This window comes from Terasakiella pusilla DSM 6293 (assembly GCF_000688235.1).
Taxonomy (GTDB): Bacteria; Pseudomonadota; Alphaproteobacteria; order Rhodospirillales; family Terasakiellaceae; genus Terasakiella; species Terasakiella pusilla.
The window spans coordinates 64,659-85,711 of sequence record NZ_JHYO01000001.1 but is presented as its reverse complement, the minus strand read 5'-3'; the positions used below and the strand labels follow the sequence as shown (position 1 = coordinate 85,711).

The 21,053-nt window shown below is 51.5% G+C and carries 26 protein-coding genes; 13 read left to right on the top strand and 13 right to left on the bottom strand.

What is annotated here, in order from left to right; genetic code table 11:
• The first annotated feature begins 81 nt into the window (after positions 1 to 81).
• Together Q397_RS0100475 and Q397_RS20350 are read left to right on the top strand one after the other, a co-directional pair.
• Positions 82 to 1,485, top strand: coding sequence for a methyl-accepting chemotaxis protein (locus Q397_RS0100475; RefSeq protein ID WP_051609559.1), 1,404 nt, complete (start codon positions 82 to 84; stop codon positions 1,483 to 1,485).
• An 81-nt stretch (positions 1,486 to 1,566) separates the two neighbouring features.
• Positions 1,567 to 1,953, top strand: a complete 387-nt coding sequence (locus tag Q397_RS20350) for a bactofilin family protein (RefSeq protein ID WP_051609558.1) — start codon at positions 1,567 to 1,569, stop codon at positions 1,951 to 1,953.
• A gap of 38 nt (positions 1,954 to 1,991) precedes the next feature.
• Here Q397_RS20350 and Q397_RS0100465 read toward each other — a convergent pair whose 3' ends face one another.
• Positions 1,992 to 2,777 (bottom strand): hypothetical protein, encoded by a 786-nt coding sequence (locus tag Q397_RS0100465; protein WP_028877742.1) that lies wholly within the window; start codon positions 2,775 to 2,777, stop codon positions 1,992 to 1,994.
• Positions 2,778 to 2,918: 141 nt separating this feature from the next.
• Here Q397_RS0100465 and thrC point away from each other — a divergent pair, with 141 nt between their 5' ends.
• Both thrC and Q397_RS0100455 read left to right on the top strand, forming a co-directional pair.
• The gene (gene thrC / locus Q397_RS0100460) at positions 2,919 to 4,307 is read left to right on the top strand and encodes a threonine synthase (RefSeq protein ID WP_028877741.1); all 1,389 of its coding nucleotides are present in this window, start codon (positions 2,919 to 2,921) and stop codon (positions 4,305 to 4,307) included.
• A complete protein-coding gene (locus Q397_RS0100455) occupies positions 4,308 to 5,549 on the top strand; it encodes a M16 family metallopeptidase (RefSeq protein ID WP_028877740.1) in 1,242 nt (413 codons plus the stop codon). It abuts the gene before it with no gap.
• On the opposite strand, the gene Q397_RS0100450 is transcribed toward Q397_RS0100455, so the two are convergent.
• A complete protein-coding gene (locus Q397_RS0100450) occupies positions 5,546 to 6,418 on the bottom strand; it encodes a DMT family transporter (protein ID WP_028877739.1) in 873 nt (290 codons plus the stop codon). The two genes, Q397_RS0100455 and Q397_RS0100450, sit on opposite strands and share 4 nt — an antisense overlap.
• Positions 6,415 to 6,606, bottom strand: a complete 192-nt coding sequence (locus Q397_RS0100445) for a hypothetical protein (RefSeq protein ID WP_028877738.1) — start codon at positions 6,604 to 6,606, stop codon at positions 6,415 to 6,417. Before Q397_RS0100445 ends, Q397_RS0100450 begins: the two co-directional genes overlap by 4 nt.
• Positions 6,607 to 6,806: 200 nt before the next feature.
• Between Q397_RS0100445 and rbr the strand changes: the two genes are divergently transcribed.
• Positions 6,807 to 7,382 (top strand): rubrerythrin, encoded by a 576-nt coding sequence (rbr, locus tag Q397_RS0100435; protein WP_028877737.1) that lies wholly within the window; start codon positions 6,807 to 6,809, stop codon positions 7,380 to 7,382.
• A 65-nt stretch (positions 7,383 to 7,447) separates the two neighbouring features.
• Here rbr and ipdC read toward each other — a convergent pair whose 3' ends face one another.
• Entirely contained in the window at positions 7,448 to 9,070 is a 1,623-nt protein-coding gene (gene ipdC / locus Q397_RS0100430) for an indolepyruvate/phenylpyruvate decarboxylase (protein ID WP_028877736.1), read from the bottom strand.
• A gap of 65 nt (positions 9,071 to 9,135) precedes the next feature.
• Complete coding sequence (locus Q397_RS0100425; protein ID WP_028877735.1) at positions 9,136 to 10,044, bottom strand: transcriptional regulator GcvA; 909 nt, start codon at positions 10,042 to 10,044, stop codon at positions 9,136 to 9,138.
• A 147-nt stretch (positions 10,045 to 10,191) separates the two neighbouring features.
• On the opposite strand from Q397_RS0100425, the gene Q397_RS0100420 reads away from it, so the two are divergent.
• A complete protein-coding gene (locus Q397_RS0100420; protein WP_084148868.1) occupies positions 10,192 to 10,425 on the top strand; it encodes a DUF1127 domain-containing protein in 234 nt (77 codons plus the stop codon).
• A 15-nt stretch (positions 10,426 to 10,440) separates the two neighbouring features.
• A complete protein-coding gene (locus tag Q397_RS0100415) occupies positions 10,441 to 11,355 on the top strand; it encodes a DMT family transporter (protein ID WP_028877733.1) in 915 nt (304 codons plus the stop codon).
• On the opposite strand, the gene Q397_RS20345 is transcribed toward Q397_RS0100415, so the two are convergent.
• Entirely contained in the window at positions 11,324 to 12,034 is a 711-nt protein-coding gene (locus Q397_RS20345; RefSeq protein WP_051609557.1) for a substrate-binding periplasmic protein, read from the bottom strand. The two genes, Q397_RS0100415 and Q397_RS20345, sit on opposite strands and share 32 nt — an antisense overlap.
• Before the next feature lie 132 nt (positions 12,035 to 12,166).
• On the opposite strand from Q397_RS20345, the gene Q397_RS0100405 reads away from it, so the two are divergent.
• Complete coding sequence (locus Q397_RS0100405; RefSeq protein WP_028877732.1) at positions 12,167 to 12,661, top strand: DinB family protein; 495 nt, start codon at positions 12,167 to 12,169, stop codon at positions 12,659 to 12,661.
• Here Q397_RS0100405 and Q397_RS0100400 read toward each other — a convergent pair.
• Complete coding sequence (locus Q397_RS0100400) at positions 12,658 to 13,635, bottom strand: NADPH:quinone oxidoreductase family protein (RefSeq protein ID WP_028877731.1); 978 nt, start codon at positions 13,633 to 13,635, stop codon at positions 12,658 to 12,660. The two genes, Q397_RS0100405 and Q397_RS0100400, sit on opposite strands and share 4 nt — an antisense overlap.
• Positions 13,636 to 13,703: 68 nt before the next feature.
• On the opposite strand from Q397_RS0100400, the gene Q397_RS0100395 reads away from it, so the two are divergent.
• Entirely contained in the window at positions 13,704 to 14,279 is a 576-nt protein-coding gene (locus tag Q397_RS0100395; protein ID WP_028877730.1) for an RNA methyltransferase, read from the top strand.
• Positions 14,280 to 14,324: 45 nt separating this feature from the next.
• Positions 14,325 to 14,819, top strand: coding sequence for an invasion associated locus B family protein (locus Q397_RS0100390; RefSeq protein ID WP_028877729.1), 495 nt, complete (start codon positions 14,325 to 14,327; stop codon positions 14,817 to 14,819).
• Between the two features lie 3 nt (positions 14,820 to 14,822).
• Here the strand turns inward: Q397_RS0100390 and Q397_RS20340 are convergent, their stop codons facing one another.
• Positions 14,823 to 15,587 carry a GGDEF domain-containing protein gene (locus tag Q397_RS20340; RefSeq protein WP_051609555.1) on the bottom strand — a complete coding sequence of 255 codons (765 nt, stop codon included), beginning with the start codon at positions 15,585 to 15,587 and terminating at the stop codon, positions 14,823 to 14,825.
• A 131-nt stretch (positions 15,588 to 15,718) separates the two neighbouring features.
• On the bottom strand, positions 15,719 to 16,285 hold the full coding sequence (locus Q397_RS0100380; RefSeq protein ID WP_028877728.1) for a DUF924 family protein: 567 nt from the start codon (positions 16,283 to 16,285) through the stop codon (positions 15,719 to 15,721).
• An 86-nt stretch (positions 16,286 to 16,371) separates the two neighbouring features.
• On the opposite strand from Q397_RS0100380, the gene Q397_RS0100375 reads away from it, so the two are divergent.
• Positions 16,372 to 16,980 (top strand): DNA-3-methyladenine glycosylase I, encoded by a 609-nt coding sequence (locus tag Q397_RS0100375; RefSeq protein WP_028877727.1) that lies wholly within the window; start codon positions 16,372 to 16,374, stop codon positions 16,978 to 16,980.
• Here the strand turns inward: Q397_RS0100375 and rdgB are convergent, their stop codons facing one another.
• The 3 genes from rdgB to Q397_RS0100360 are packed head-to-tail and all read right to left on the bottom strand — an operon-like array spanning position 16,981 to position 18,535.
• Positions 16,981 to 17,592 carry an RdgB/HAM1 family non-canonical purine NTP pyrophosphatase gene (gene rdgB, locus Q397_RS0100370; RefSeq protein WP_028877726.1) on the bottom strand — a complete coding sequence of 204 codons (612 nt, stop codon included), beginning with the start codon at positions 17,590 to 17,592 and terminating at the stop codon, positions 16,981 to 16,983.
• 6 nt (positions 17,593 to 17,598) lie between these two features.
• Entirely contained in the window at positions 17,599 to 18,321 is a 723-nt protein-coding gene (gene rph, locus Q397_RS0100365) for a ribonuclease PH (protein ID WP_028877725.1), read from the bottom strand.
• Between the two features lies 1 nt (position 18,322).
• Complete coding sequence (locus Q397_RS0100360) at positions 18,323 to 18,535, bottom strand: DUF3126 family protein (protein WP_084148867.1); 213 nt, start codon at positions 18,533 to 18,535, stop codon at positions 18,323 to 18,325.
• A 90-nt stretch (positions 18,536 to 18,625) separates the two neighbouring features.
• Between Q397_RS0100360 and hrcA the strand changes: the two genes are divergently transcribed.
• Both hrcA and grpE read left to right on the top strand, forming a co-directional pair.
• Complete coding sequence (gene hrcA / locus Q397_RS0100355) at positions 18,626 to 19,663, top strand: heat-inducible transcriptional repressor HrcA (protein WP_028877723.1); 1,038 nt, start codon at positions 18,626 to 18,628, stop codon at positions 19,661 to 19,663.
• Between the two features lie 21 nt (positions 19,664 to 19,684).
• Positions 19,685 to 20,380 carry a nucleotide exchange factor GrpE gene (gene grpE / locus Q397_RS20335; RefSeq protein ID WP_084148866.1) on the top strand — a complete coding sequence of 232 codons (696 nt, stop codon included), beginning with the start codon at positions 19,685 to 19,687 and terminating at the stop codon, positions 20,378 to 20,380.
• A gap of 76 nt (positions 20,381 to 20,456) precedes the next feature.
• Here the strand turns inward: grpE and Q397_RS0100345 are convergent, their stop codons facing one another.
• Positions 20,457 to 21,014 (bottom strand): hypothetical protein, encoded by a 558-nt coding sequence (locus Q397_RS0100345; RefSeq protein WP_156950596.1) that lies wholly within the window; start codon positions 21,012 to 21,014, stop codon positions 20,457 to 20,459.
• Positions 21,015 to 21,053 lie beyond the last annotated feature (39 nt).

Genomic DNA, 21,053 nt, shown 5'->3' with positions numbered 1-21,053 from the left:
AACCTAAAAGTTTTAAGTTGTTTTAGATAAAATTTTATGTATCTTCATTCAACTTCAATTTTCGAAAAGTGCGGGGGGTATATGTCACTCTTTGGAAAATCCAAGAAAAAACAAGATCAAGTGATGGTGTCGCAAGGTGCGGGTGCACCGGCCGAGGAACATTGCGAGATGACATTAGCCTTGCAACAGGTCGATGCGCTTATCAACCGTGACTATAGTAATGTGCCGGAAGGCCGGGACGAACTGACGCGCAAGTTAAAGCAGCTCTCTGATACCAGTTGTGCCCGCTCTGAAACGCAACTCCTGCGTTCGGTCGGATTGTCTATCGCAAACAACTCCACGGTTATTTCTGTTGCCAAATCTGCGCGTAGCTTGAATGAGCTGAATGAGATTTCGCAAGCCTTGGCCTCTGCGATGGAAGAGATGGCATCGTCCATTCACGAGATTTCCAATACAACGCATCACAGTTCTTCTGAAGCGCAGCATTTGCAGGAAATCGTGCAACAGAGCATGTCTGCATCCCAAGAGGCCATCGGCGCGATTAATGCGATTTCCGAATCGGTATCCCACGGGGTGGAAAAACTGAAAGATCTGGCAGATGCCTCTACACAGATTGGCGAGGTTGTTGGACTTATTAATAATATTGCGTCCCAAACGAACCTCTTGGCCCTGAACGCGACCATCGAAGCAGCGCGCGCGGGTGAAGCTGGTAAAGGGTTTGCGGTGGTGGCGTCTGAGGTGAAAAACCTTGCGAACCAGACCGAACGGGCGACCACGGATATTAATGACCGGATTGAGCGCTTGCGTCATGAAATGGATGCAATTACGACCTCTATGTCCGAAGGGGCGGAAGCGGTTGAGAATGGTCAGCAAATCATCACCTCGACCCTGAAGAGCATGGAAGAAATTGATCGTGGTGTAGATCGCGTGACATCCGATATGCAGGAAGTCGCCGCCGTGCTGGAACAACAGCAAGGTGTCACTGAACAAACAGCCGTTCATGCCAGCCAGATTTCAGCTATGGCGCAACAGAATGTGGAAGCCAATACCGAGGTCTTGAACGAAATGGACCAGACGGAAACGCTGATCACCACCCAGATGGATCGTTTGATGCTGCATGATTTTGCGGCGCGCGATTTGATCCGCGCTAAGGCAGATCATATGATCTGGCGCAAAAAGCTGGCGGATATGGTTGTGGGCCGTGCCTCCCTTGACCCGAACGAACTTGCAGACCATATGCATTGCCGTTTGGGTAAATGGTATTTTGGCGATCAGGATGCTGAAGTGAAGGCGCATCCGGCCTTTGCTGCTATCGATCCGCCTCATGAACAAGTGCATAGCTTGGGGATTGCTGCTGCCAGAGCCTATCAGGAGCACAAACTGGACGAAGCGATTTCCTTGATTGAACAGATCGAGGAACCGTCACGTCAGGTGCAAAAATATCTGGATGAACTGATCGCTTTTGTCGGTCAGGGAAAATCTTAAATTAACTGCCTGGGTGTTAACAGCCTGTTTACCTGTTTGCGCTATAAATTTTACGTATCGAAATTTGTATGAGTAAAAACCATGTTTTCAAAACCGAATAAAGCTATCGTTCGTCGCAACCGTACGATCAAGGGCGACATTCGTGGGAAAGGCGAACTGGACTTGCGCGGCAAGGTCAACGGCACCATCGAGGTGGATGTGCTGACCATTGGGCGTAAAGGGTATGTCAAAGGCGACGTGATTGCCGACACTGTTCGTATCATGGGATATGTTCAGGGCAGCATTCAGGCGCGTCAGGTGATTGTCGAACGAGGCGCCCATGTGGAAGGGGAATTGTCTTATGAACAATTGTCCGTTGCAGCAGAAGCCGACCTGAGTGCCAAGTTGACGCCGCGTCCTTTGTTGAAGGTGTTGAGCGATCGTCAGCCTGTTGAAAAGGTATTGGCAAGCCTCAAAGCGGTTGCTTGATTTTTCAATAAGCGAAGTGAAGACGATATGCGTCGATCTCAGGATCGGCGCATTTTTTGTTGGATAGCCGAAAAGCCGAGTAGATAAACGGTTGCAACGCCAAAGGAAATAACGGTGCCGAGGAAAAGGCCATAGGGGGCAAGGGCGAGCGCGTACACAAGGCAGAAGATCGATGTTGCCCCTAAGCCGATGGGGAAATGTTTAAGCGTTGCCAGTACGGGCGCTGCCCCATAGGTGACATGCACAATGACGATCATGGGAAAGACGGTGGCCGGAAAGCTTGCCAGAACGCCCGCCATTTGGGGACCGAGTTGTTTTGCTAATCCTGTGATCGCCAGCACCACGAAGGAAGCGGAAGCCGCACGCACAAAGGCGACCCGGAAACTGAGTTTGACCGCTTTGGTGATTTTAATCTCGGCAAATTGCTTAAAGCCAAAGATACAGACAAGGATAGCACTGACGATAAAGGCAAAGGCGCTGATCAGGGTAAAATCAATTTGCCCCAACAGGCTGCCCACCGCAAAAAATGACGTCAGGCCAAGCATGATACAGACCAGCCAATGCAGGTTTGGTCGAAGGGTTAGCATCAGCCCATAGGTCGCAAAGATGGACAGGTTGGCGGCAAGCCCCGCAAGGGTGTGGATGGCACTTTCTGCGGCAAATGCCTCGCCTTCCTGTATGCCGATAAAGATCAGGACAATGGCGACACTTAACGGGTAGCCACCCAAGAGTCCGGCCCATTTCGGGCTGACCCGTTCTGCAATAATCGATAAGGCCAGTACGATGGCAACGGTCACGATGATCTTTAGGAGGAAAAGGGTCACGAGTGTCGGTCCGGTTTAAATGTCCAAGGCTTGATAAGCACATAAAACAAACTTGAAGGCAAGTCCGTTTGGTCTTGGACTCGCCTTGTAAACCGTGTTAAATACGGCCCAAATGTTTTGAATCTCCAAGAGGTCTGTACGGTGCAATACGTATCCACACGCGGCAAAGCGCCCGCACTTTCGTTTGATGATGTTCTGCTGACGGGGCTGGCACGCGATGGCGGCCTGTATTTGCCGGAAAGCTGGCCCACGTTTACGCCAGACGAAATTCGTGACATGCGCGGCCTGTCCTATGCGGATATGGCGATCCGTGTGATGTACCCGTTTGTTGAAGGCTCGATCCCTGAAGATGATTTTGCCGAGTTGGTGCGCGATGCTTATGCGGGGTTTGACCACCCGGCAGTTGCGCCGCTCAAGCAGTTGGATAGCGACCAGTGGGTCATGGAACTGTTCCATGGTCCAACATTGGCTTTTAAAGATTACGCGCTGCAACTGCTCGGTCGTCTGTTTGATTATGTGCTGAAAAAACGCGGCGAGAAGGTCACCATCGTTGGCGCCACATCCGGTGATACCGGATCAGCCGCGATCGAAGCCTGTCGCGATCGTGAATGTATCGATATTTTTATCATGCACCCGAAAGGCCGTGTGTCTGACGTACAGCGTTGCCAGATGACAACGATCCTGTCCAGCAATGTGCATAACATTGCGGTGGAAGGTACGTTTGATGATTGTCAGGATGCGGTCAAGGCGATGTTCAACGACATGGACTTCCGCGATAAGCTGAACCTGTCTGCGGTCAACTCCATCAACTGGGCGCGCATTATGGCGCAGATCGCTTATTACTTCTGGGCGGGTGTGCAAACGGGCAGCCCGGACCGCGAGATGCGTTTCTCTGTCCCGACCGGGAACTTTGGCAACGTGTTTGCGGGCTATTGTGCAAAGATGATGGGCTTGCCGATTGAGGGTTTTATCATCGGGTCCAACCGCAATGATATTCTGACGCGCTATTTCCAGACCGGCGTGATGAAAATGGAAACTGTAGAGCCGAGCTTGTCGCCCTCTATGGATATTCAGATTTCGTCAAACTTTGAACGCTTGTTGGCGCAGCATTACGATCAGGACGGGTCTGCCCTGACCCAAGCTCTGTCGCAGTTCCGCGACACTGGCGAAGTCGATTTTGGTAAAGAGCGTTGGGAAGCCATGTGCAAAGACTTCAGCGCCAAGAAATTGGATGATGAAGAAACCAAGCAGGCGATTCGTGATTTTTACGAGCGCACAGGCGAGTTGCTTGATCCGCATAGCGTCATCGGCTGTGAAGCCGCGCGCGTTGCTGCAAAAGCGGATGTGGTCACCATCTCCCTTGCAACGGCACATCCGGCGAAATTCCCGGCGGCTGTGGAAGACGCCAGTGGCGTGCATCCGGCGTTGCCGGAACGTCTGGCAGATTTATTTGATCGTGAGGAACGTTTCGACGTTCTGGAAAACGATTTGGCGACTATTCAGTCCTATATTGAGAAGACATTAGCATAAATGAACGTTCGCGTTACGACATTGGAAAACGGTCTGCGCGTTGTCACAGACTATATGGACTCTGTGCAATCCGTTTCCCTTGGCGCCTGGATCGAGGTCGGTGCCCGCCATGAAAAGCCGGAAATTAACGGCATTTCTCACTTTTTGGAACATATGGCCTTTAAAGGGACGACCACGCGGTCTGCCCAAGATCTGGCGGAAGAGATTGAGAATGTCGGCGGACATATCAATGCCTATACCTCACGCGAAAACACAGCTTATTATGCCAAAGTCCTTAAGGAAGATGTGGGTCTTGCCGTCGATGTGATTGCCGATATTCTGCAAAATTCCGTCATGGACCCGGAAGAGTTGGAACGGGAGCGCAGCGTGATCTTGCAGGAAATCTTGCAAGCCAACGATACGCCCGATGACATCATCTTTGATCATTTTCAGCTGACAGCCTATCCCGATCAAGCGATGGGGCGTCCGGTGTTGGGGGAAGCGGATATCGTTAAATCCCTCAGTCGTGACAATATCCTCGGTTATATGCAGGATAACTACGCCGGATCGAATATGGTCTTTAGTGCGGCGGGCAACGTGGATCATGACGAGTTGGTTGCCTTGGTCCGCGAGAAGTTTACCAAGCTGAAACCCAGCACCGATATCAAGCCGGAACCCACGCAGTATAAAGGCGGCACGTTCCTTGAAAACCGCCCCAGTGTCGAGCAGGTCCATGTGGTGATCGGCTTTGACGGGGTGAAGTATGATGATCCTGATTTTTATGCGCTGAGCATTTTCTCCACCCTGTTCGGTGGGGGCATGTCGTCGCGCCTGTTTCAGGAAATTCGCGAGAAGCGCGGCCTCGTCTATTCGATCTACAGCTTTGTGTCTGCCTATGATGATGGCGGAATGCTGGGCCTTTATGCGGGCACTGGACCGGAAGATGTCGCTGAGATGATGCCAGTGCTGGTGGATGAGATCAAAAAATCCATGCAAGAAGTGACGGCTGTGGAAGTGGATCGCGCGCGCGCGCAGTTAAAATCCAGCATCTTGATGTCGATGGAAAGCACCTCGACACGTTGTGAGCAACTGGCGCGTCAAATGATCGTCTTTAACCGTCCGGTCCCCGCCGAAGAAGTGGTGGAAAAACTGGATGCGGTTGATGTGGAGGCGGTGTTGCAGGTGGCGCAGAAAGTCTTTGCCACCCAACCCACACTGGCCGTCCTGGGGCCGATCTCGGAATTGCCGGAATTCAGCCTTTAATTTTTAATGGCGAGCCATACTCCAAGGCTTACCACGACCATGCCCAACACAGCGATGAGGCCCAATGTCTCGTCAAACAGCAAGAAGGCTTCAAGCGCTGTGACAGGGGGGATAAGGTAAAACAGGCTGGCAACTTTAGAGGCCGCCCCCTGTTTGATCATCCACATCAACAGGCTGATGGCGCCGAATGAAGGCACAAAGATCAGCCAGAACAAAGCAAAGATAAATTCCCCCGTCCATTGCACCTCTACCGTTTCTAGGCTGTAGGCGAGAACAGTGTAGGCAATGGCTGCGACCAGATATTGAATGAAGGTGCCCGTCATCAGGGGCATTTCTGTGCAATATTTCTTTTGGTAAAGCGAGCTTGCGGTGATGGAGGTGACGGCCAGAAACGCAAATCCAACCGCAGCCATGCTAAAGCCGTTAAACAGTTGATCGGGGTTTGCAAGGTCGATTTTTTCGCTGAGCACCAGCATGACGCCGACGATCCCGAGGAAGAGCCCCGCCCATTGCATGGGTTTAACCCGTTCCCCCAATATTGGATAAGCGGCAACGGCGGTCAGCAAGGGTTGCAACCCGCAGACAAGCGCGGTCATGCCTGACGGCATCCCCATGGCGATGGAAGTAAAGACACTGCCCAAATAGCCGATATGAATAAGCCCGCCGGAAAAGGCCACATGACCGGTGAGCTTCCAGCTTGTCGGCCAGCGTTTTTTAAGGACAAGGATGGCGACAAATAACAACAGACAGGTCAGCACCATACGGATGTGCAGGAAGGTGTATGGTTCTGCATAGGGAAGCCCCATCTTTGCGCCAATGAAGCCGGTGCTCCACAGGAAGACGAACAAAAAGGGGATGTAACGGGTCACAGTTCGATGTTGGCGACGTCACGATAGACGTTTTGCAGACATCCGGCAGCTTCGGAGTCGCCCTCTTTATGACGGGTTTCCAGAACGCGCAGGCAGGCTTGCGCAATCGCTTGAACTTCGATTGTATCCAGCTCGTTAAAGAAAAGCTGAGGATTGGTTTTCAGTCCGATAATGAAAGGGTTAGACATGCGTGAATTCCGTATTCCTGCTAATGTGTGCGAAGGCAATCTAAAATTTTTTATTAAAAAAAGAAAGGTAGAAGTTCGTGGCCTTGCGTAATCGTCAAGTGTGACTTACCCTCTATATAAGCGTTTTATCAGTAGACGATCCGTCCTCGCACGTAAAGGCGAAGATGGTTTAAATTGCACATAAATTCAGGAGAAGAAGAATGTCCCTTAAAGGAACGCAGACCGAAAAAAACCTTATCACCGCTTTTGCCAACGAAACTGTTGGGCGTACGCGCTATGAATTTTTTGCAAAGACAGCGCGCAAAGAAGGCTATGTGCAAATCTCCGATATCTTTCAGGAAACCGCGGATCAGGAAAAGGCGCACGCCAGTCGTCTCTATAAATTCTTGGAAGGTGGATCGCATCTGGAAATCGCGATTACGCTTCCGGCGGGCGGCAATGGCACAACTGAAGAAAATCTCCGTGATGCCGCGGGTGGGGAACAGCATGAACATGCGGATATGTACCCCGAATTTGCCCGCGTCGCGCGTGAAGAAGGCTTTGAGCAAATCGCCTCTGTCTTTGATCACATCATCATTGCGGAAAAACAGCACGATAAGCGCTTTACCGAATTGGCAGATAACATCAAAAACGATCGCGTCTTTAAACGTGATGAGCCGGTGAAATGGCGCTGTCGCAACTGTGGCTATATCCATGAAGGCACGGAAGCGGTGGACGAATGTCCGGCTTGTGCCCACCCGCAAGCCCATTTTGAAGAGTTGGCGGAAAACTGGTAAATCCAGCCCGTCCCAAATCAAAAGGCCCTCGCATCTGCAAGGGCCTTTTTTAGTGCGGGGGTGTTTTACTTCACGCCACTTAGTCGTTTCACCGCATTGACGAAACGGTTGAGGGTTTGGGAAATCTCGCCGCGTTCCAGCATAACTTCGATCAGATGGAAGCGTGATGTGTCTTGCACGGCGGCTTCAAGGGCTTTGACCAATTCTTTTTTCGTGCTGACACGGGTGCCGTGACCGCCCATGGGTTCCGCCATTTTAGCAAAGCCCCAATCATCAAGGTCGTGATAGTCCGGCCCCGGTTGGAAGGTGCGCAGCATTTCCCAGCTTCGGTTGTTGAACAACAGGACAATCGGGTTCCAGCCATATTGGCGGCAGTTGCCCAATTCCCACCCCGTCATCTGGAAGGCGCCATCGCCGACCATGATCAGCGGACGTTGGCCAGAGGTCGCCTGGATCCCCAGACCTGCAGGCACACCCGGTCCCATAGAGGCATAATAGCCCGGCGCGATCAGAGCGGTGTTTTCGATATCCATCGCCGTAAACAGGCAATCGCCCATGTCGGACGCAATCGGCATACGTCCGTGTTTAGCAAACATATCGTTGACCGCACAGGCGATGTTTGTCGGGGTGATCGCGCTATCATCGGCGACAAGGTTTTTAGGATAATTGGGCGCAGGAACTTTTTTAGCGTCGCCTAACGGTTCAGCGATCTCGATCAAGGCTTCGATCAAAGCACTGAGAGGAACGTTCGGATAGGTGTGGTGACCAAAATTGACGGCGCGATCAAAGGCATGAACGGTGGCGCGCATGTCAATCTCGCGTTTGGAGACCCCAAAGTTGGTATCACATAAAATGACGCCAAGCATCAAGAGGCCGTCCGATTGTTCTACGGCTTTACGCACGTCTTCGGTGCCGGCAAGGCCTAGATAGGTGCCGAGCAACGGTGCATCGGCATCTGCCAAAATGCCGCGCGCCATGAAGGAGGTCACGACGGGAATGCCGAGGATGGAGGTCAGTTCCGCGAGTTTATCTTCCAGACCAAAGCGGCGAATTTCAACACCTGCCATGAGGCACGGTTGTTTGGCTGCGCGCAAATGTTCCAGAATTTCTTCCGCACAGGCGCGCACGGCGTCCATGTCTTTTTCCGGGGCAACGTAAGGGGCAACAGGTTCGACTTCTTCTGCGACCATATCGCGCGGGACTTCGATATAGACCGGGCGCGATTGGATCAGACAGGTGTCCAAGGCTTCTGCGATGAGTTTGGGCGCGGTTTGGGCATCATCCAGCACGACTTGGGCGCAGGTGATTTCTTCAAAGATTTTAAACTGAGAATCGATGCGTTTGACTTGGTGATGAAGGCCAAGGCCGCGCTGGCTTTCCAGTTTACCGGGCGCGCCGGAAATCACGACAAGCGGTGACTTTTCCACATAAGCCTGAGCAACCGGGTTAACCATGTTGAGGGCGCCTGCGCCGTAGGTAACAGCAGCAACACCAAGTTTGGAGTTGAAGCGTCCGGCGGCATCTGCGGCAAACCCAACGCCGGGTTCATGGCTGAGGGTATAAAGGGGAAGGATTTTGCTGTCTTCAAGGATTTTGAAGTAGGGAAGGGCAAAATCGCCGGGAATCCCAATAACTTCGGTGGCACCGCGGTCTTTAAGTGCGGTGAAAAGCGCCTCTGCGAGCAACATGAATAAGCCTCATTATAATCGTTTCATTTGAAACGAGATTATCAGAAGTTTATTGAAATTTGGCATCAAGTTTCGGGGCTTTCTGATAATAACCAATCGCAAAATGCTTTAATTTTGAACCTTTCTATCGCGTTGGGTGGGCAGACGAAATAATAGGCTACTTTTGATTTAATCGCATAGTCGTACAGGCGGACCAATCGGCCGGCGTCCAGCTCGCTCTGGATCATGGCGGAACGGCCTAAGGCAACGCCTTCTCCGGCAAGGCAGGATTGCATAACCATATGGGTGTGGGAGAATTTGGGGCCGCGGGTATGATCCACATCGTTGATCCCTGCCTTGGCGAGCCAGTATTTCCACGATAAATGGCGCTCTGACTCGTTGATGACGGCATAATCGTGCAGCAACACATGACCTTTTAGATTTTCAGGATCACTTAAGGAGGGGTGCTTTTCCAGATATAAGGGGGAGCAGACGGGGAAAACGGCTTCGGACAGGAATTTTTGGGTATAGACATTGGGCCATTTGCCCAAACCATAGCGAATAGCGCAATCCACATCATCCTGATTGAAGTCCACAATTTTATCATCGGCAGAAATTCGCAAGTCAATATCGGGGTAGGCCGTGGTGAAGTTTTGCAAGCGCGGCACCAGCCAAAGTGAGGCAAAAGACGGCATGACCGACAAAGTCATCACGCCGCTGGTATCAGATTTATGCAGGGATTTGGTCGCTTGGGCTAACTGGTCGAGTGCATCGCGTACATCGGGAAAGTATTTTTGCCCTTCGTCGGTCAGCATCAAGGCCCGGTTTAGACGCCTGAATAATTTTATGCCGAGATGTTCTTCCAGCGTTTTGACCTGATGGCTGACGGCGGCCTGTGTGACGAACAATTCGTCGGCAGCGCGGGTGAAACTGAGGTGTCGCGCGGCGGCTTCAAAGGCGCGAAGGGCGTTCAGTGGGGGGAGCTTACGGGCCATTGTGTCGATACAATCTTGTCGTTCAGATTAGTTTTTCTAATCCGTTATAGCAAAAAAGCTCGTTTGTGAACAGTGTCAAACTTGGGTAAAACATAACCATAAGAGGCGCGCCTCTACTGTTTCAATATAAAATGTGATGAGGATATCATGTCAGTAGGGACTCTTAAAAATTATCAACTCAATGACTGTTGTGTGGAGACAGACGTTAAGAAAGAAGCCAAAAACCGCTATCTTTCTGTCCTTAACTTGTTGGCAAAATGGGGCCAAAGATACAGAAGCCGCCGTCAATTGGCAGCCCTTAGCCCCCATCTGCTGGAGGACATCGGTTTGTCTGCTGCCGACATTCATGCTGAAACGGAAAAACCGTTTTGGGTGAAATAAAATAATAGGTAAAGAATGACCAATACCCTTTTGTATATCTCGACGGTGCTGATCTGGGGATCAACGTGGTTGGCGATTAAATTCCAGCTCGGCATCGTTTCGGAAGAAGTTTCCATCGCCTATCGTTTTGCTTTGGCAAGCGTCATGTTGCTGGTCTTTTGTCTGGTGACGCGAAAATCACTTCGATTTGATATACGCACCCATCTGTGGATGGCGTTGTTGGGTTTGTGTCTGTTCAGCAGCAACTATTTGCTGATGTATATGGCGACAGGGCATATCTCCACCGGATTGGTGAGTGTGGGGTTCTGTTCCATGGTGGTGATGAATATTATCCTCAGCCGCCTGTTCTTTAAGTCCGAGATCGGCTTGCGTATGATCATTGGCGCCTCCTTCGGGATGGGCGGGACACTTATGGTCTTCTGGCCGGAGATTCAGACCTTTGATATGACGGATGTGGGTTTTTACAGCATGTGTCTGGTCTTGGTCGGCACCTTGTTGGCCTCGTGCGGGAATATGGTGTCCAGCCGTAATCAGCGAAACGGGGTTCCTGTGATGCAGGCGAATGCATGGGGTATGGCCTATGGCGCGGTGTTTATTGGCCTGTTTGCCCTTGTGCAGGGCCATGAATTTAACTTTGACCCAAGCCCACTCTATGTGGGGTCTTTATTGTATCTTGCGCTCTTTGGGTCTGTCATTGCCTTTGGATGCTATTTGACCCTGTTGGGCAATATCGGGCCGGAAAAAGCGGTCTATAGCATTGTCCTATTCCCGTTGGTGGCTCTGAGTTTATCCACTGTGTATGAAGGCTATCACTGGCCTGTGGAGGCCGTTGTCGGTGTGCCGCTGGTGTTGTTTGGTAATGTGCTGGTCCTGACCAAGCCGGGGATGGTGCGCCGCTTTATGGGAAGGCGCGCTTATAAGCCTCTCTAAACGCCGCGACAATTTCAGGGTCCGTGTCTTTGCTCAGGGCAATATAGAGCGGTTTTGAAATGTCCTTCAGCGGGAAGACCGGCACAAGGCTATCTGCGGGGATGCCGTTTTGTTTTAAGCGGTATTCCATGGAGTGACGATCTGTAGGCAACAAATCAATGCGGTTGGACTGCAACATTTTGATGCCTGTTTCTTCGTTGTTGATGTCAATGGTGGCAATCCCATGTGTGTTGAGATACTGACCTTTGACATCTTTACTGAGTGCACCGACTTTATATTTTTTTAAATCGGACAGGCTGTTGACCTGAATGTCGTCGCGGTTTTTGTGGCGATAGAGCAGGACGTTAAACCCGATAATTTCTCCAATCCAATGGAACATCTCTTCGCGTTCCGGTGTGCGGGCGATGGAAAACAGGGCGGTGTTGGGTGCATTTAGCGCGGTGGTATAGGCGCGCGCCCACGGATAAATCTTGATGGTGGGGAAAAAATTGAGTTCCGCAAGCAAGCGGCGGACTTGATTGACGGCAATGCCTTGGGTGTTGCCATCTTCGCTATAGCTGTACGGGGCGTAAAAAGAAGTGATGACCTGTACACGCGACAAATCCGTGTCGGCTTTTGCCACCCACGTGCCGCCCAGATGCAAGGCGACCACTGTTGCGAGAATGAATTTGAGGTACATGACGTTCACCTATATTCTTTATTCTGTCACGCTACAGCAAATTCAGTTGAATAAAAATACATAAATTACCGCTAAAAGTTTTCTAACGGGAAGCTCAAGCGCGCTTACTAACCATATGGAAGGTCTGGATTGATGGATCAATCTTATTTTTTGGAATTGGCACTTTATAATCAATGGGCAAACAAGCGTCTGTATAAGGCGTTGGAAGGTCTGAGCGATCAGGAATTCCGCCAAGATTGTGATGTTTATTTTAAATCCTTACAGGGCACGCTAAACCATATTCTTGTGGCAGACTTGGCATGGTTGGGGCGTTTGCAAAAAACACCGCGCACGGACCTGACACTCAATATGATTCTGCATGAATCTGTGGAAGACCTCTGGGCGGCGCGCCAAGCGCAGGATGAAGAGATTATCCGGTTCTGCCAAGGGCTAACCCCCGCGTTTGTGAGCAGTGTGTTGCACTATCAGTCCATTTCAGGTGGGGCGTATGAGGCACCGGTCCGCACGATCCTTGCCCATGTGTTTAATCACCAGACCCATCATCGCGGTCATGCCCATGCCTGTCTGACCCGATTGGGTAAAGAGGCACCGGACATGGATATTATTTATTATCACCTTGGCCTTTAAGGGATTTCGATGACGATTTTGCCGGTGGATTTGCGGGCAAGCAGGGCCTCAAACCCTTGCTTGACGTCGTCCAATCCAAAGGTCAGGGATACATGAGGCTTCAGAGTGCCGTCTTCGATCCAGCTCATGAGTTCTGCAAAGGAGGCACGCAAGCTATCGGGGTCCAGCGTGCGATAAGCGCCCCAGTGATAGCCGATGCAGGTGATGTTTTTTACCATCATAATATTGGCGGGGATTTGCGGGATATCGCCACTGGCAAACCCGACCACAAGAATGCGCCCGTCTTGACGGGTGCTGCGCAAGGTTTCGGTAAACAGATCACCGCCAACCGGATCATAGGCCACATGGCTGCCTAAACCGTCCGTTAGGGCTTTGATTTTGTCGCGCACATTGCCGTCGCGGTAATCGATCAAATGGTCCGCGCCATGTTCTTTACAAATTGCCAGTTTTTCCGGCCCGCCCGCTGTGGCGATGACGGTTGCGCCCAAGCGTTTGCCCACTTCGACGGCGGTTAGCCCCACGCCGCCGGCTGCCCCATGCACGACCAATGTTTCGCCCGCTTTTAGCTGCGCTTTGGCGGTTAAGCCATGATGGGAGGTGCCATAGGCAACAGGGAGAGAGGCGGCTGTGTTGAAGTCCAGATTGTCCGGTATGGGGAAGACATCATGCGCATCCGCAAGGGCATATTGCGCAAATCCCCCGTAGTTGAGGATCGCCATGACCCGGTCACCCGCCTGACACGTGGTGACGTTTTTACCCACAGATTCTACAATTCCGGCACATTCTAGCCCAGGGGAAAAGGGCAGCGGCGGTTTGACCTGATATTTGCCTTTGACGATCAGGCTGTCGGCAAAATTGAGGGCACTGGCTTTGATACGGATCAGGACTTGAGTGTCTGAGGGTGTCGGGGTCGCCACGTCACAAAGGGTGAGAGACTCGTAGCCATCCAATGTGGTGCATAGTGCCGCTTTCATGAAGAACTCCTTGATCCGATGTGCATTGCATTATATGTACCAACCTTTCGGGAAAGGAGGAAGACATCATGCGCGGATATTTTGGAATTGGTATTCAAGGCGTCAGCAAAGCCTACAACGTGGGGAACCTGTTTCGCACAGCCCATGCGTTTGGCGCGAGCTTTGTCTATACCGTCGAAGCCAACTATTCCCGCTATAAATGGAATAAGACGGACACGTCTAAGTCTATTGATCACACCCCGTTTTACAGCTTCCCGACCATGGATGATATGATGCTGCCGCAAGGCTGTGCGCTGGTAGGCGTAGAGTTGACCGAAGATGCGATTGAGCTGCCGAGCTTTCGCCATCCAACCAAAGCGGCGTACCTTCTGGGGCCGGAACGATCCAGCCTATCGCCTGCGATTATTGAACGTTGCGACCATATCATTAAAATCCCCATGAAGTTCTGCATCAATGTGGGGACGGCAGGTGCATTGGTCATGTATGACCGGGTGCAAAGTATGGGACGTTTTGCGGACCGTCCGGTACGTGCCGGTGGCCCAACCGACCCTTTGGCTGCGCCAACTTTTGGGGGACCGATCTTCCGTCATGGCTCCCCGTTTGAAGATAGCCCACCGGAAGTGCCGGATAACTGGGGCGAGTAATTTTCGTTAAACAGTTTGTTAACGGCTTTTTGCTATCACAAATATATGATGAAAAAACTGATATTTTCTGGCGCGCTGCTTCTGTCTGCGCAGGCACAGGCAGCGGGATTCGAGTTTTTAGGCCCACACGGCGATTGGGATGTCTTTGCAGATAAAAAAGCAAAGGCCAGCGTTTGTTATATTGCGTCTGTCCCGACCAAAGCCAGCCATAAGGATAACCGCGGCGATATCTATGTTCTGGTGACCCGCCGTAAATCCGAAGGCTTCAAGGATGTGGTGAGTTTCCATCAGGGGTATCCGCTGAAAAAAGGCGTTGATGTCGCGGTTAGCGTCGGCAGCGCGAACTTTAAGCTTTTTGGGTCGAACGAGACAGCCTGGACTTATGAGACCAAGGATGATGTGCGTTTGGTCAAGATGATGAAAGCTGGTTCGACCCTGCAGGTCAAAGGCACGTCAACACGCGGTACGGTGACTGAGGATACGTATTCTCTCAAGGGAATTTCTGCGGCCTATAATGCGATGGCGAAAGCTTGTTCGTAAGGATCAGCTAGCCAGTTTGGTTTGATGGACAATTCGGTCTTTACCGCTGCGCTTGGCTTCATACATGCGCATATCGGCAAGCTTGATCAGGTCTTCCAGATTTTGCGCTTCGGCAACGGAAGAGAGACCGATACTGGCAGTTACGGCTTGTGCGCAAGGGAAGTCGGCCTGTTGCAAGGTCTTACGGATTTTGCCAGCGAGGGTCAGAGCACCTTGCTCGTTTGTATCGCGGCACAGGATCAAAAACTCTTCCCCGCCCCAACGTGCAACGACATCGGTCTGGCGCACGGTATTTTCCAGCACTTGAGCAAATTCTGTCAACACGGCGTCCCCGATGGCATGACCTTCGGTATCATTGATTTTTTTAAAGTCATCAATATCCAGCATCACCACAGAAAACGTAGAGGGAACGCGTTTGGTCCGTTCCATTTCAATACGGGCGGAATCGTGGAAGAATTGGCGGTTATAAAGACCGGTTAAGGTGTCATGTTTGGATTCCCGCATGAACTTGTTGCGTTCTCCAACCGCAATGCGGCGCTTTTTTTCCAGCATATAGATGAGAGAAAGGAACAGGGAGGCGGCAATCGGCAGGTAAATGACGGTCTGTGTGGCAACGATATTTGTCAGCCAGTTTGCCATATCCATCTGCAGGCAAGCGAAGACCACAAACAGGTTAAAAAGAAGGACGAAAATCCAGTCGGCCTTAGACTCATGCGAGTGGGGTTTCGTCTGCTTTTCGAAAGCTCGAACTGAGGTTGCCTGTGACATAGTCGTTACCTTGGAAGCCGGATCGTTTTATGCGGATTTATATCTTCAGATAATTTCCGTCAATCGAAATATTATACAAAAAGATAAATTAAAAGGCAAGCTGCATCCCATTTGACGAGTAAGTCTTTCGTTTAAAAGGAAGAACCGGGCTGTTTTAGAAATTCGATTTCCTCCGGCGTGCTTTTGCGGCCTAAAACGTCGTTGCGGTGGGGGAAGCGTCCGAATTTTGCGATAATTTTCTGGTGCTGCACCGCGTAGTCCAGATAGTCTTTATCTTTCAAAGACTTTATCAGTTCTACACATTGATTTTGGTCGTCAAGGTCTTCGCTATGTTCCAGCGGCAGATACAGAAACAGGCGCGGACCCAAAGGGAGACTCTGATCAAAGCCACGCGAAAGAACATGGCGGGTCAACGCGCGCGCTTGGGCATCGCAGGCAAAGGCTTCGGCTTGTCCGCGAAACATATTACGTGGAAACTGATCGAGCAGGAGAACCAACCCGACGCAGCCAAGCGCTGTGGCCTTCCACTCTTCCAGTTCGCCGCTTTGGGCAAGATGAAACAGCGGCGCGAAATCGTTGCTGATCTTTTGGTCAAAGGCGTCGTCTTTCATCCACCATTCCTGTTTGTGGCTTGCCATCTGTTGCGGGTCGGCACTGTCAAACCAGAAGGTGAGAAGCTCGTCAAGAGGCGTGGGCATGGGGGGGATCTCCAATCAGGAATTAGCTGTGGGTTTTAAGAGCGTAATGCATTAGTTTTGAAAAACTATAACAGGAAGGTGAGGCCATGAGTAAAACAGTTTTGGGACCGGATGGACAACCGCGCTGCGGATGGTGTGGGTCGATTGATGATTTTTTCCCCTATCATGACGACGAATGGGGCTATCCGGTTGCCGATGACCAACGTTTGTTTGAAAAGCTCTGTCTGGAAAGCTTTCAGTCCGGCTTAAGTTGGCGTACCATCCTGGATAAGCGGGAAAACTTCCGCAAAGCCTTTGACCAGTTCGACTTTCACAAGATGGCGACCTATACGGATCAGGATGTGGAACGGCTGGTGACGGATGCCGGCATTGTGCGCCATCGTGGCAAAATCGAAGCGGTGATCAACAATGCCAAACGTGCCCTTGAAATGGTGGAGCGTGAAGGATCACTCGCCGCCTTTTTCTGGGCTTATGAGCCGGATGAGAAAGATCAACCGGCCCCGCAATCGGTCTCGACCAATGACGTGTCTGCTGCGATTTCAAAGGAATTGAAAAAACGGGGCTGGAAGTTTGTCGGTCCAACCACGGTATATTCGTTCATGCAGGCAATGGGGCTGATCAACGACCATGTGGAGGGGTGTATTTCCCGCCAGAAATCGGATGATTTGCGCAAACAGTTTGTGCGGCCTGTTTAATTAGAAACAGGCGTTGACCATTTGTCTAAACGCATCGGCACGGTGACTGATCTCGTGCTTTTCCGCCGGGTTCATTTCCCCAAAGGTGAGGGTATAGCCCTCGGGTTGGAAAGCGGGGTCATAGCCAAAGCCAGCGTCGCCGCGCGCAGGCCAGACCATCTGGCCTTCAATGCGTCCTTCAAAGACTTCGGTGTGACCATCTGGCCAAGCTAGGGACAGTGCACAGATAAAGGCTGCGCTGCGATCGGCCTTTTGCTCAATGGTGTCAAATTCTTCAATCGCGTTTTGGACTTTCTGCATGGCAAGGCCGAAGTCTTTGCGCGGACCGGCCCAGCGGGCAGAATAGATGCCCGGTGCCCCGCCTAAAATAGTCACGGCGAGGCCCGAGTCGTCTGCCATGGCGGGCAAGCCGGAGGCTTTGGCCGCTGCCAGGGATTTAAGAAGGGAGTTGGCGATAAAGCTGTCGCCGTCTTCCACAGGTTCCGGTAAATCAAGTTCAGCAGCAGAGATCACGTCCATCCCCAACGGGGCGAGCAGTTCGCGGATTTCACGGACTTTACCTTCGTTATGGCTTGCGATGACAAGTTTGCCGGCACTTAATTTACGGGTCATATGGGGTTACTCCAATCCTAGGGCTGCGCGTTGTTTGACAGCCAGTTCGTTGATACCTTTTTGGGCGAGGTCCAGCAGTTGCATAAATTCGTCACGGCTGAACGGGTCTTCTTCCGCAGTGCCCTGAATTTCCACAATGCCGCCGCTGCCGGTCAACACAAAGTTGGCGTCCGCTTGAGCGTTGCTGTCTTCGTCATAATCCAGATCCAGCACGGGCGTGCCTTCAAAGATCCCGCAAGAAACAGCCGCCACTTCGCAGGTCAGCGGAATGCTGTCCAACTTGCCGTCATCAACCATTTTCTGGAAGGCGGCATACATGGCGACGTAGGCACCGGTGATGGAAGCGGTGCGGGTACCCCCGTCGGCTTGCAACACGTCACAATCGACGCGAACCTGAATTTCGCCCATGGCTTTCAGGTCACAAACTGCGCGCAAAGAGCGACCGATCAGACGTTGAATTTCCTGTGTGCGGCCAGACTGACGCCCGCTGGAGGCTTCGCGGCGCATACGTTCGTGGGTGGAACGCGGCAGCATGCCATATTCCGCCGTGACCCAGCCTTCACCTGTGCCGCGCATCCAACCGGGGACTTTTTCTTCCACAGTGGCGGTACAGAGAACATGGGTGTTGCCGAACTTAATCAGGCAAGAACCTTCCGCATATTTGGAAAAGCCCATTTCGAAAGAGATATCGCGCAGTTGATCGGCGGCGCGCCCTGAAGGACGTGTCATCTTATTCAAGGTCTTCTGCAATGATGGAAATGTTCAGGTCGAAAGAGACTTCACCTTCGTCTTCGTCACGGTGCAGAACGCCGACAAATTCGTCCAGAATATAGACTTCAATCGGGTGTTCCGGCTTTTTCGGCGGTTGAACGCGAATTTTGTCGTTGCCGAAGGTTTTACGCAGATGCGCGGTGACTTTCTGAATTTCTTCCATCGTAATCATAGTAATAATCCCAGAGGTTATGAAGTTAGGACGGGTGTAACATAGCCTCTTGCGTTGACGCAACGCCCTCTTGGTACTAAATTTCGACCTATGTTAAGCAACCTGAATGAAAGATCGCGCGATATCTTTGGTCGCATTGTGGACACCTATATGCAAACAGGTGATCCCGTCGGCTCGCGCACGGTTTCCAAATTGTTGGAAAATGCCCTTTCGCCTGCCTCCATTCGCAATGTGATGGCGGACCTTGAGGATATGGGGCTGCTTCATTCCCCCCATACATCCGCAGGCCGTATTCCAACGGAAGCCGGTTTACGTCTGTTTATTGATGGGGTGATGGAAATCGGTGATCTGGGGGAGCAGGAACGCCAGCGGATTGATCTGGAATGTTCGGCCAAGGGACGAAGATTTGAAGATGTGATGAAAGAAGCCTCTGGCATGATTTCGGGTCTGTCTGGCTGTGCTTCACTTGTTTTTGCACCCAAGACCGATTCTCCGTTGAAACATATCGAATTCGTGAATCTTTCACCGGGGCGCACATTGGTGATTATGGTGATGGAAAACGGTGTGGTTGAAAACCGCGTCATCCAAACCCCGCCGGATATCCCGCCCAGTGCCTTGGTGCAGGCCAGCAACTATCTGGGGGCAAAGCTGGTGGGCCAGACCGTCAGTGGTGGTGTGGATGAAATTACCAAGGAATTGCAGTCTCATCGTGCCCAGTTGGATGAATTGACCAGCCATGTGGTCGAAGCCGGTTTGGCGCAATGGGCGGGCGGGAATGAAGATTCCGGTTCCCTCATTGTGCGCGGGCAAAGTCATTTGCTGGATGATATATCTGCGATGGCAGACCTTGAGCGCATAAAATCTTTATTTGAGGCTTTAGAAACAAAAGAAACCCTGTTAAAGCTTTTGCGCCTTGCGGATGGAGCCGAAGGCGTACAAATATTCATAGGGTCGGATAATCCACTGTTTAATGTGTCGGGTTGTTCGATGGTGGTCGCACCCTTTCGCGATCCCCACCAGAAAATTGTCGGCGCAATAGGCGTGATCGGGCCAACCCGCATCAACTATGCGCGCATTATTCCGATGGTCGATTACACCTCAAAAGTAATCGGTCGTTTAATTGGTTAACAAGAGTGAAGAGTATTAAAGATGTCAGGCGAGAATACACAGACCACACCTGAAGAGAATGATGCAGTAGAGCAGGGCGCTGCGGAGACTGCGGGGCAGGATGCGACACTGGAAGCAGACGTCCAAGGGTTTGCGGCCGATGACCAGATTGCCAAGCTTGAAGCCGATTTGGCGGAAATGAAAAATAAATGGCTGCGCGCTGTTGCTGACGAACAGAACGTGCGTCGCCGCGCGGAAAAAGAAAAACAGGATGCGCTGAAATATGGCGTGACCAACTTTGCCCGCGAAATGGTCAGCGTTGCAGACAACCTGCGCCGCGCGTTGGCAAGTATGCCGGACGAATTGAAAGACAGTGATGTCGTCAAAGGCGTTGAAATGACGGAGCGTGAGCTGCAAAACGCGTTCAGCAAAGCCGGTATCAAACGTGTTGAAGCACAAGGTAAACCGTTCGATCACAACCTGCATCAAGCGATGTTCGAGATTGAAGACCCAAGCCAGCCTGCGGGTCTGGTGGCGCAAGTTATGCAGGATGGCTACGTTATTCATGACCGTCTGTTGCGCCCGGCCATGGTTGGCGTAACCAAAGGCGGCCCGAAAATGGACGTGACCCCGGTTGGAGAAGAAGCACCGGTTGTGGATGAAGGTCCGGGGCAACCTGCTTATGAAGAACCGACAGGTGATGCCGGTACTGGCAGCACGATCGATCAGGAAACCTGAGTGATCTGAGAAAAAGAAAAACCGCTGTCTGAGTTAATCGGACAGCGGTTTTTTTATGTCTGAAAGGACGGTGGGTTCAACGTTGTTTAAGACGCTCGTTGTAGTCCAATTCTTCGCGGGTGAGCTGGAAGCCCACATAAATTTCGTAGTCCGCCCCGTCTGTTGAGCCATCTGTTTTGATGGTTAGATTAATCGGTTCGTCTTTTACCTCGTTTTGGGTCAGGTTGCCGGGGAAACCGAGGCGAAGCGGGAAACGGTTTTTCTGGAGGATTTGTTTGTTCTGATCCACCACAGCGACAAAATAGCTCAGTTCCGCAATGCGTGTGTTATCTGCTGGACCTCGCAGGGCAGAGATGACAGGGGCGACCTGTGCATAAATTTCGCCTTCGCGGGTGTCGTAGTCCACGTCATAGGTGCATAGGCTAAGAACGTTGGTGATCTTGGCTTCAAAAAGCACGTCAATCAAATCACGGCCCGGACCTTCTTTAAATTTGGTGAGTTCAGCCGCGTTGCGCAGCACGGTGATCCGTGGGCAGGGTTCTGGTTTATCTTCACGCATAAAAGGTATGGAATCGCAGGCGGCAAGACCGAACCCGACAACAAGCAGGCTCAGGATTGTTTTGGTTTTATTCATTACGTGCTCCATGGTTTCCAAAACGCGGTGGGGTGCACC

Coding starts and splice junctions, on each gene's coding strand:
- Q397_RS0100380 (WP_028877728.1), bottom strand. CDS start 16,285: ATGCCCACGCCTCTTGACGAGCTTCTCACCTTCTGGTTTGACAGTGCC.
- Q397_RS0100475 (WP_051609559.1), top strand. CDS start 82: ATGTCACTCTTTGGAAAATCCAAGAAAAAACAAGATCAAGTGATGGTG.
- Q397_RS0100345 (WP_156950596.1), bottom strand. CDS start 21,014: ATGAATAAAACCAAAACAATCCTGAGCCTGCTTGTTGTCGGGTTCGGT.
- Q397_RS0100400 (WP_028877731.1), bottom strand. CDS start 13,635: ATGAAAGCGGCACTATGCACCACATTGGATGGCTACGAGTCTCTCACC.
- rdgB (WP_028877726.1), bottom strand. CDS start 17,592: ATGACCCGTAAATTAAGTGCCGGCAAACTTGTCATCGCAAGCCATAAC.
- Q397_RS0100390 (WP_028877729.1), top strand. CDS start 14,325: ATGATGAAAAAACTGATATTTTCTGGCGCGCTGCTTCTGTCTGCGCAG.
- Q397_RS0100375 (WP_028877727.1), top strand. CDS start 16,372: ATGAGTAAAACAGTTTTGGGACCGGATGGACAACCGCGCTGCGGATGG.
- Q397_RS0100425 (WP_028877735.1), bottom strand. CDS start 10,044: ATGGCCCGTAAGCTCCCCCCACTGAACGCCCTTCGCGCCTTTGAAGCC.
- Q397_RS20345 (WP_051609557.1), bottom strand. CDS start 12,034: ATGTACCTCAAATTCATTCTCGCAACAGTGGTCGCCTTGCATCTGGGC.
- hrcA (WP_028877723.1), top strand. CDS start 18,626: ATGTTAAGCAACCTGAATGAAAGATCGCGCGATATCTTTGGTCGCATT.
- Q397_RS0100415 (WP_028877733.1), top strand. CDS start 10,441: ATGACCAATACCCTTTTGTATATCTCGACGGTGCTGATCTGGGGATCA.
- Q397_RS0100395 (WP_028877730.1), top strand. CDS start 13,704: ATGCGCGGATATTTTGGAATTGGTATTCAAGGCGTCAGCAAAGCCTAC.
- Q397_RS0100420 (WP_084148868.1), top strand. CDS start 10,192: ATGTCAGTAGGGACTCTTAAAAATTATCAACTCAATGACTGTTGTGTG.
- Q397_RS0100405 (WP_028877732.1), top strand. CDS start 12,167: ATGGATCAATCTTATTTTTTGGAATTGGCACTTTATAATCAATGGGCA.
- ipdC (WP_028877736.1), bottom strand. CDS start 9,070: ATGTTGCTCGCAGAGGCGCTTTTCACCGCACTTAAAGACCGCGGTGCC.
- Q397_RS0100445 (WP_028877738.1), bottom strand. CDS start 6,606: ATGTCTAACCCTTTCATTATCGGACTGAAAACCAATCCTCAGCTTTTC.
- rph (WP_028877725.1), bottom strand. CDS start 18,321: ATGACACGTCCTTCAGGGCGCGCCGCCGATCAACTGCGCGATATCTCT.
- grpE (WP_084148866.1), top strand. CDS start 19,685: ATGTCAGGCGAGAATACACAGACCACACCTGAAGAGAATGATGCAGTA.
- Q397_RS20340 (WP_051609555.1), bottom strand. CDS start 15,587: ATGTCACAGGCAACCTCAGTTCGAGCTTTCGAAAAGCAGACGAAACCC.
- Q397_RS20350 (WP_051609558.1), top strand. CDS start 1,567: ATGTTTTCAAAACCGAATAAAGCTATCGTTCGTCGCAACCGTACGATC.
- Q397_RS0100360 (WP_084148867.1), bottom strand. CDS start 18,535: ATGATTACGATGGAAGAAATTCAGAAAGTCACCGCGCATCTGCGTAAA.
- rbr (WP_028877737.1), top strand. CDS start 6,807: ATGTCCCTTAAAGGAACGCAGACCGAAAAAAACCTTATCACCGCTTTT.
- Q397_RS0100455 (WP_028877740.1), top strand. CDS start 4,308: ATGAACGTTCGCGTTACGACATTGGAAAACGGTCTGCGCGTTGTCACA.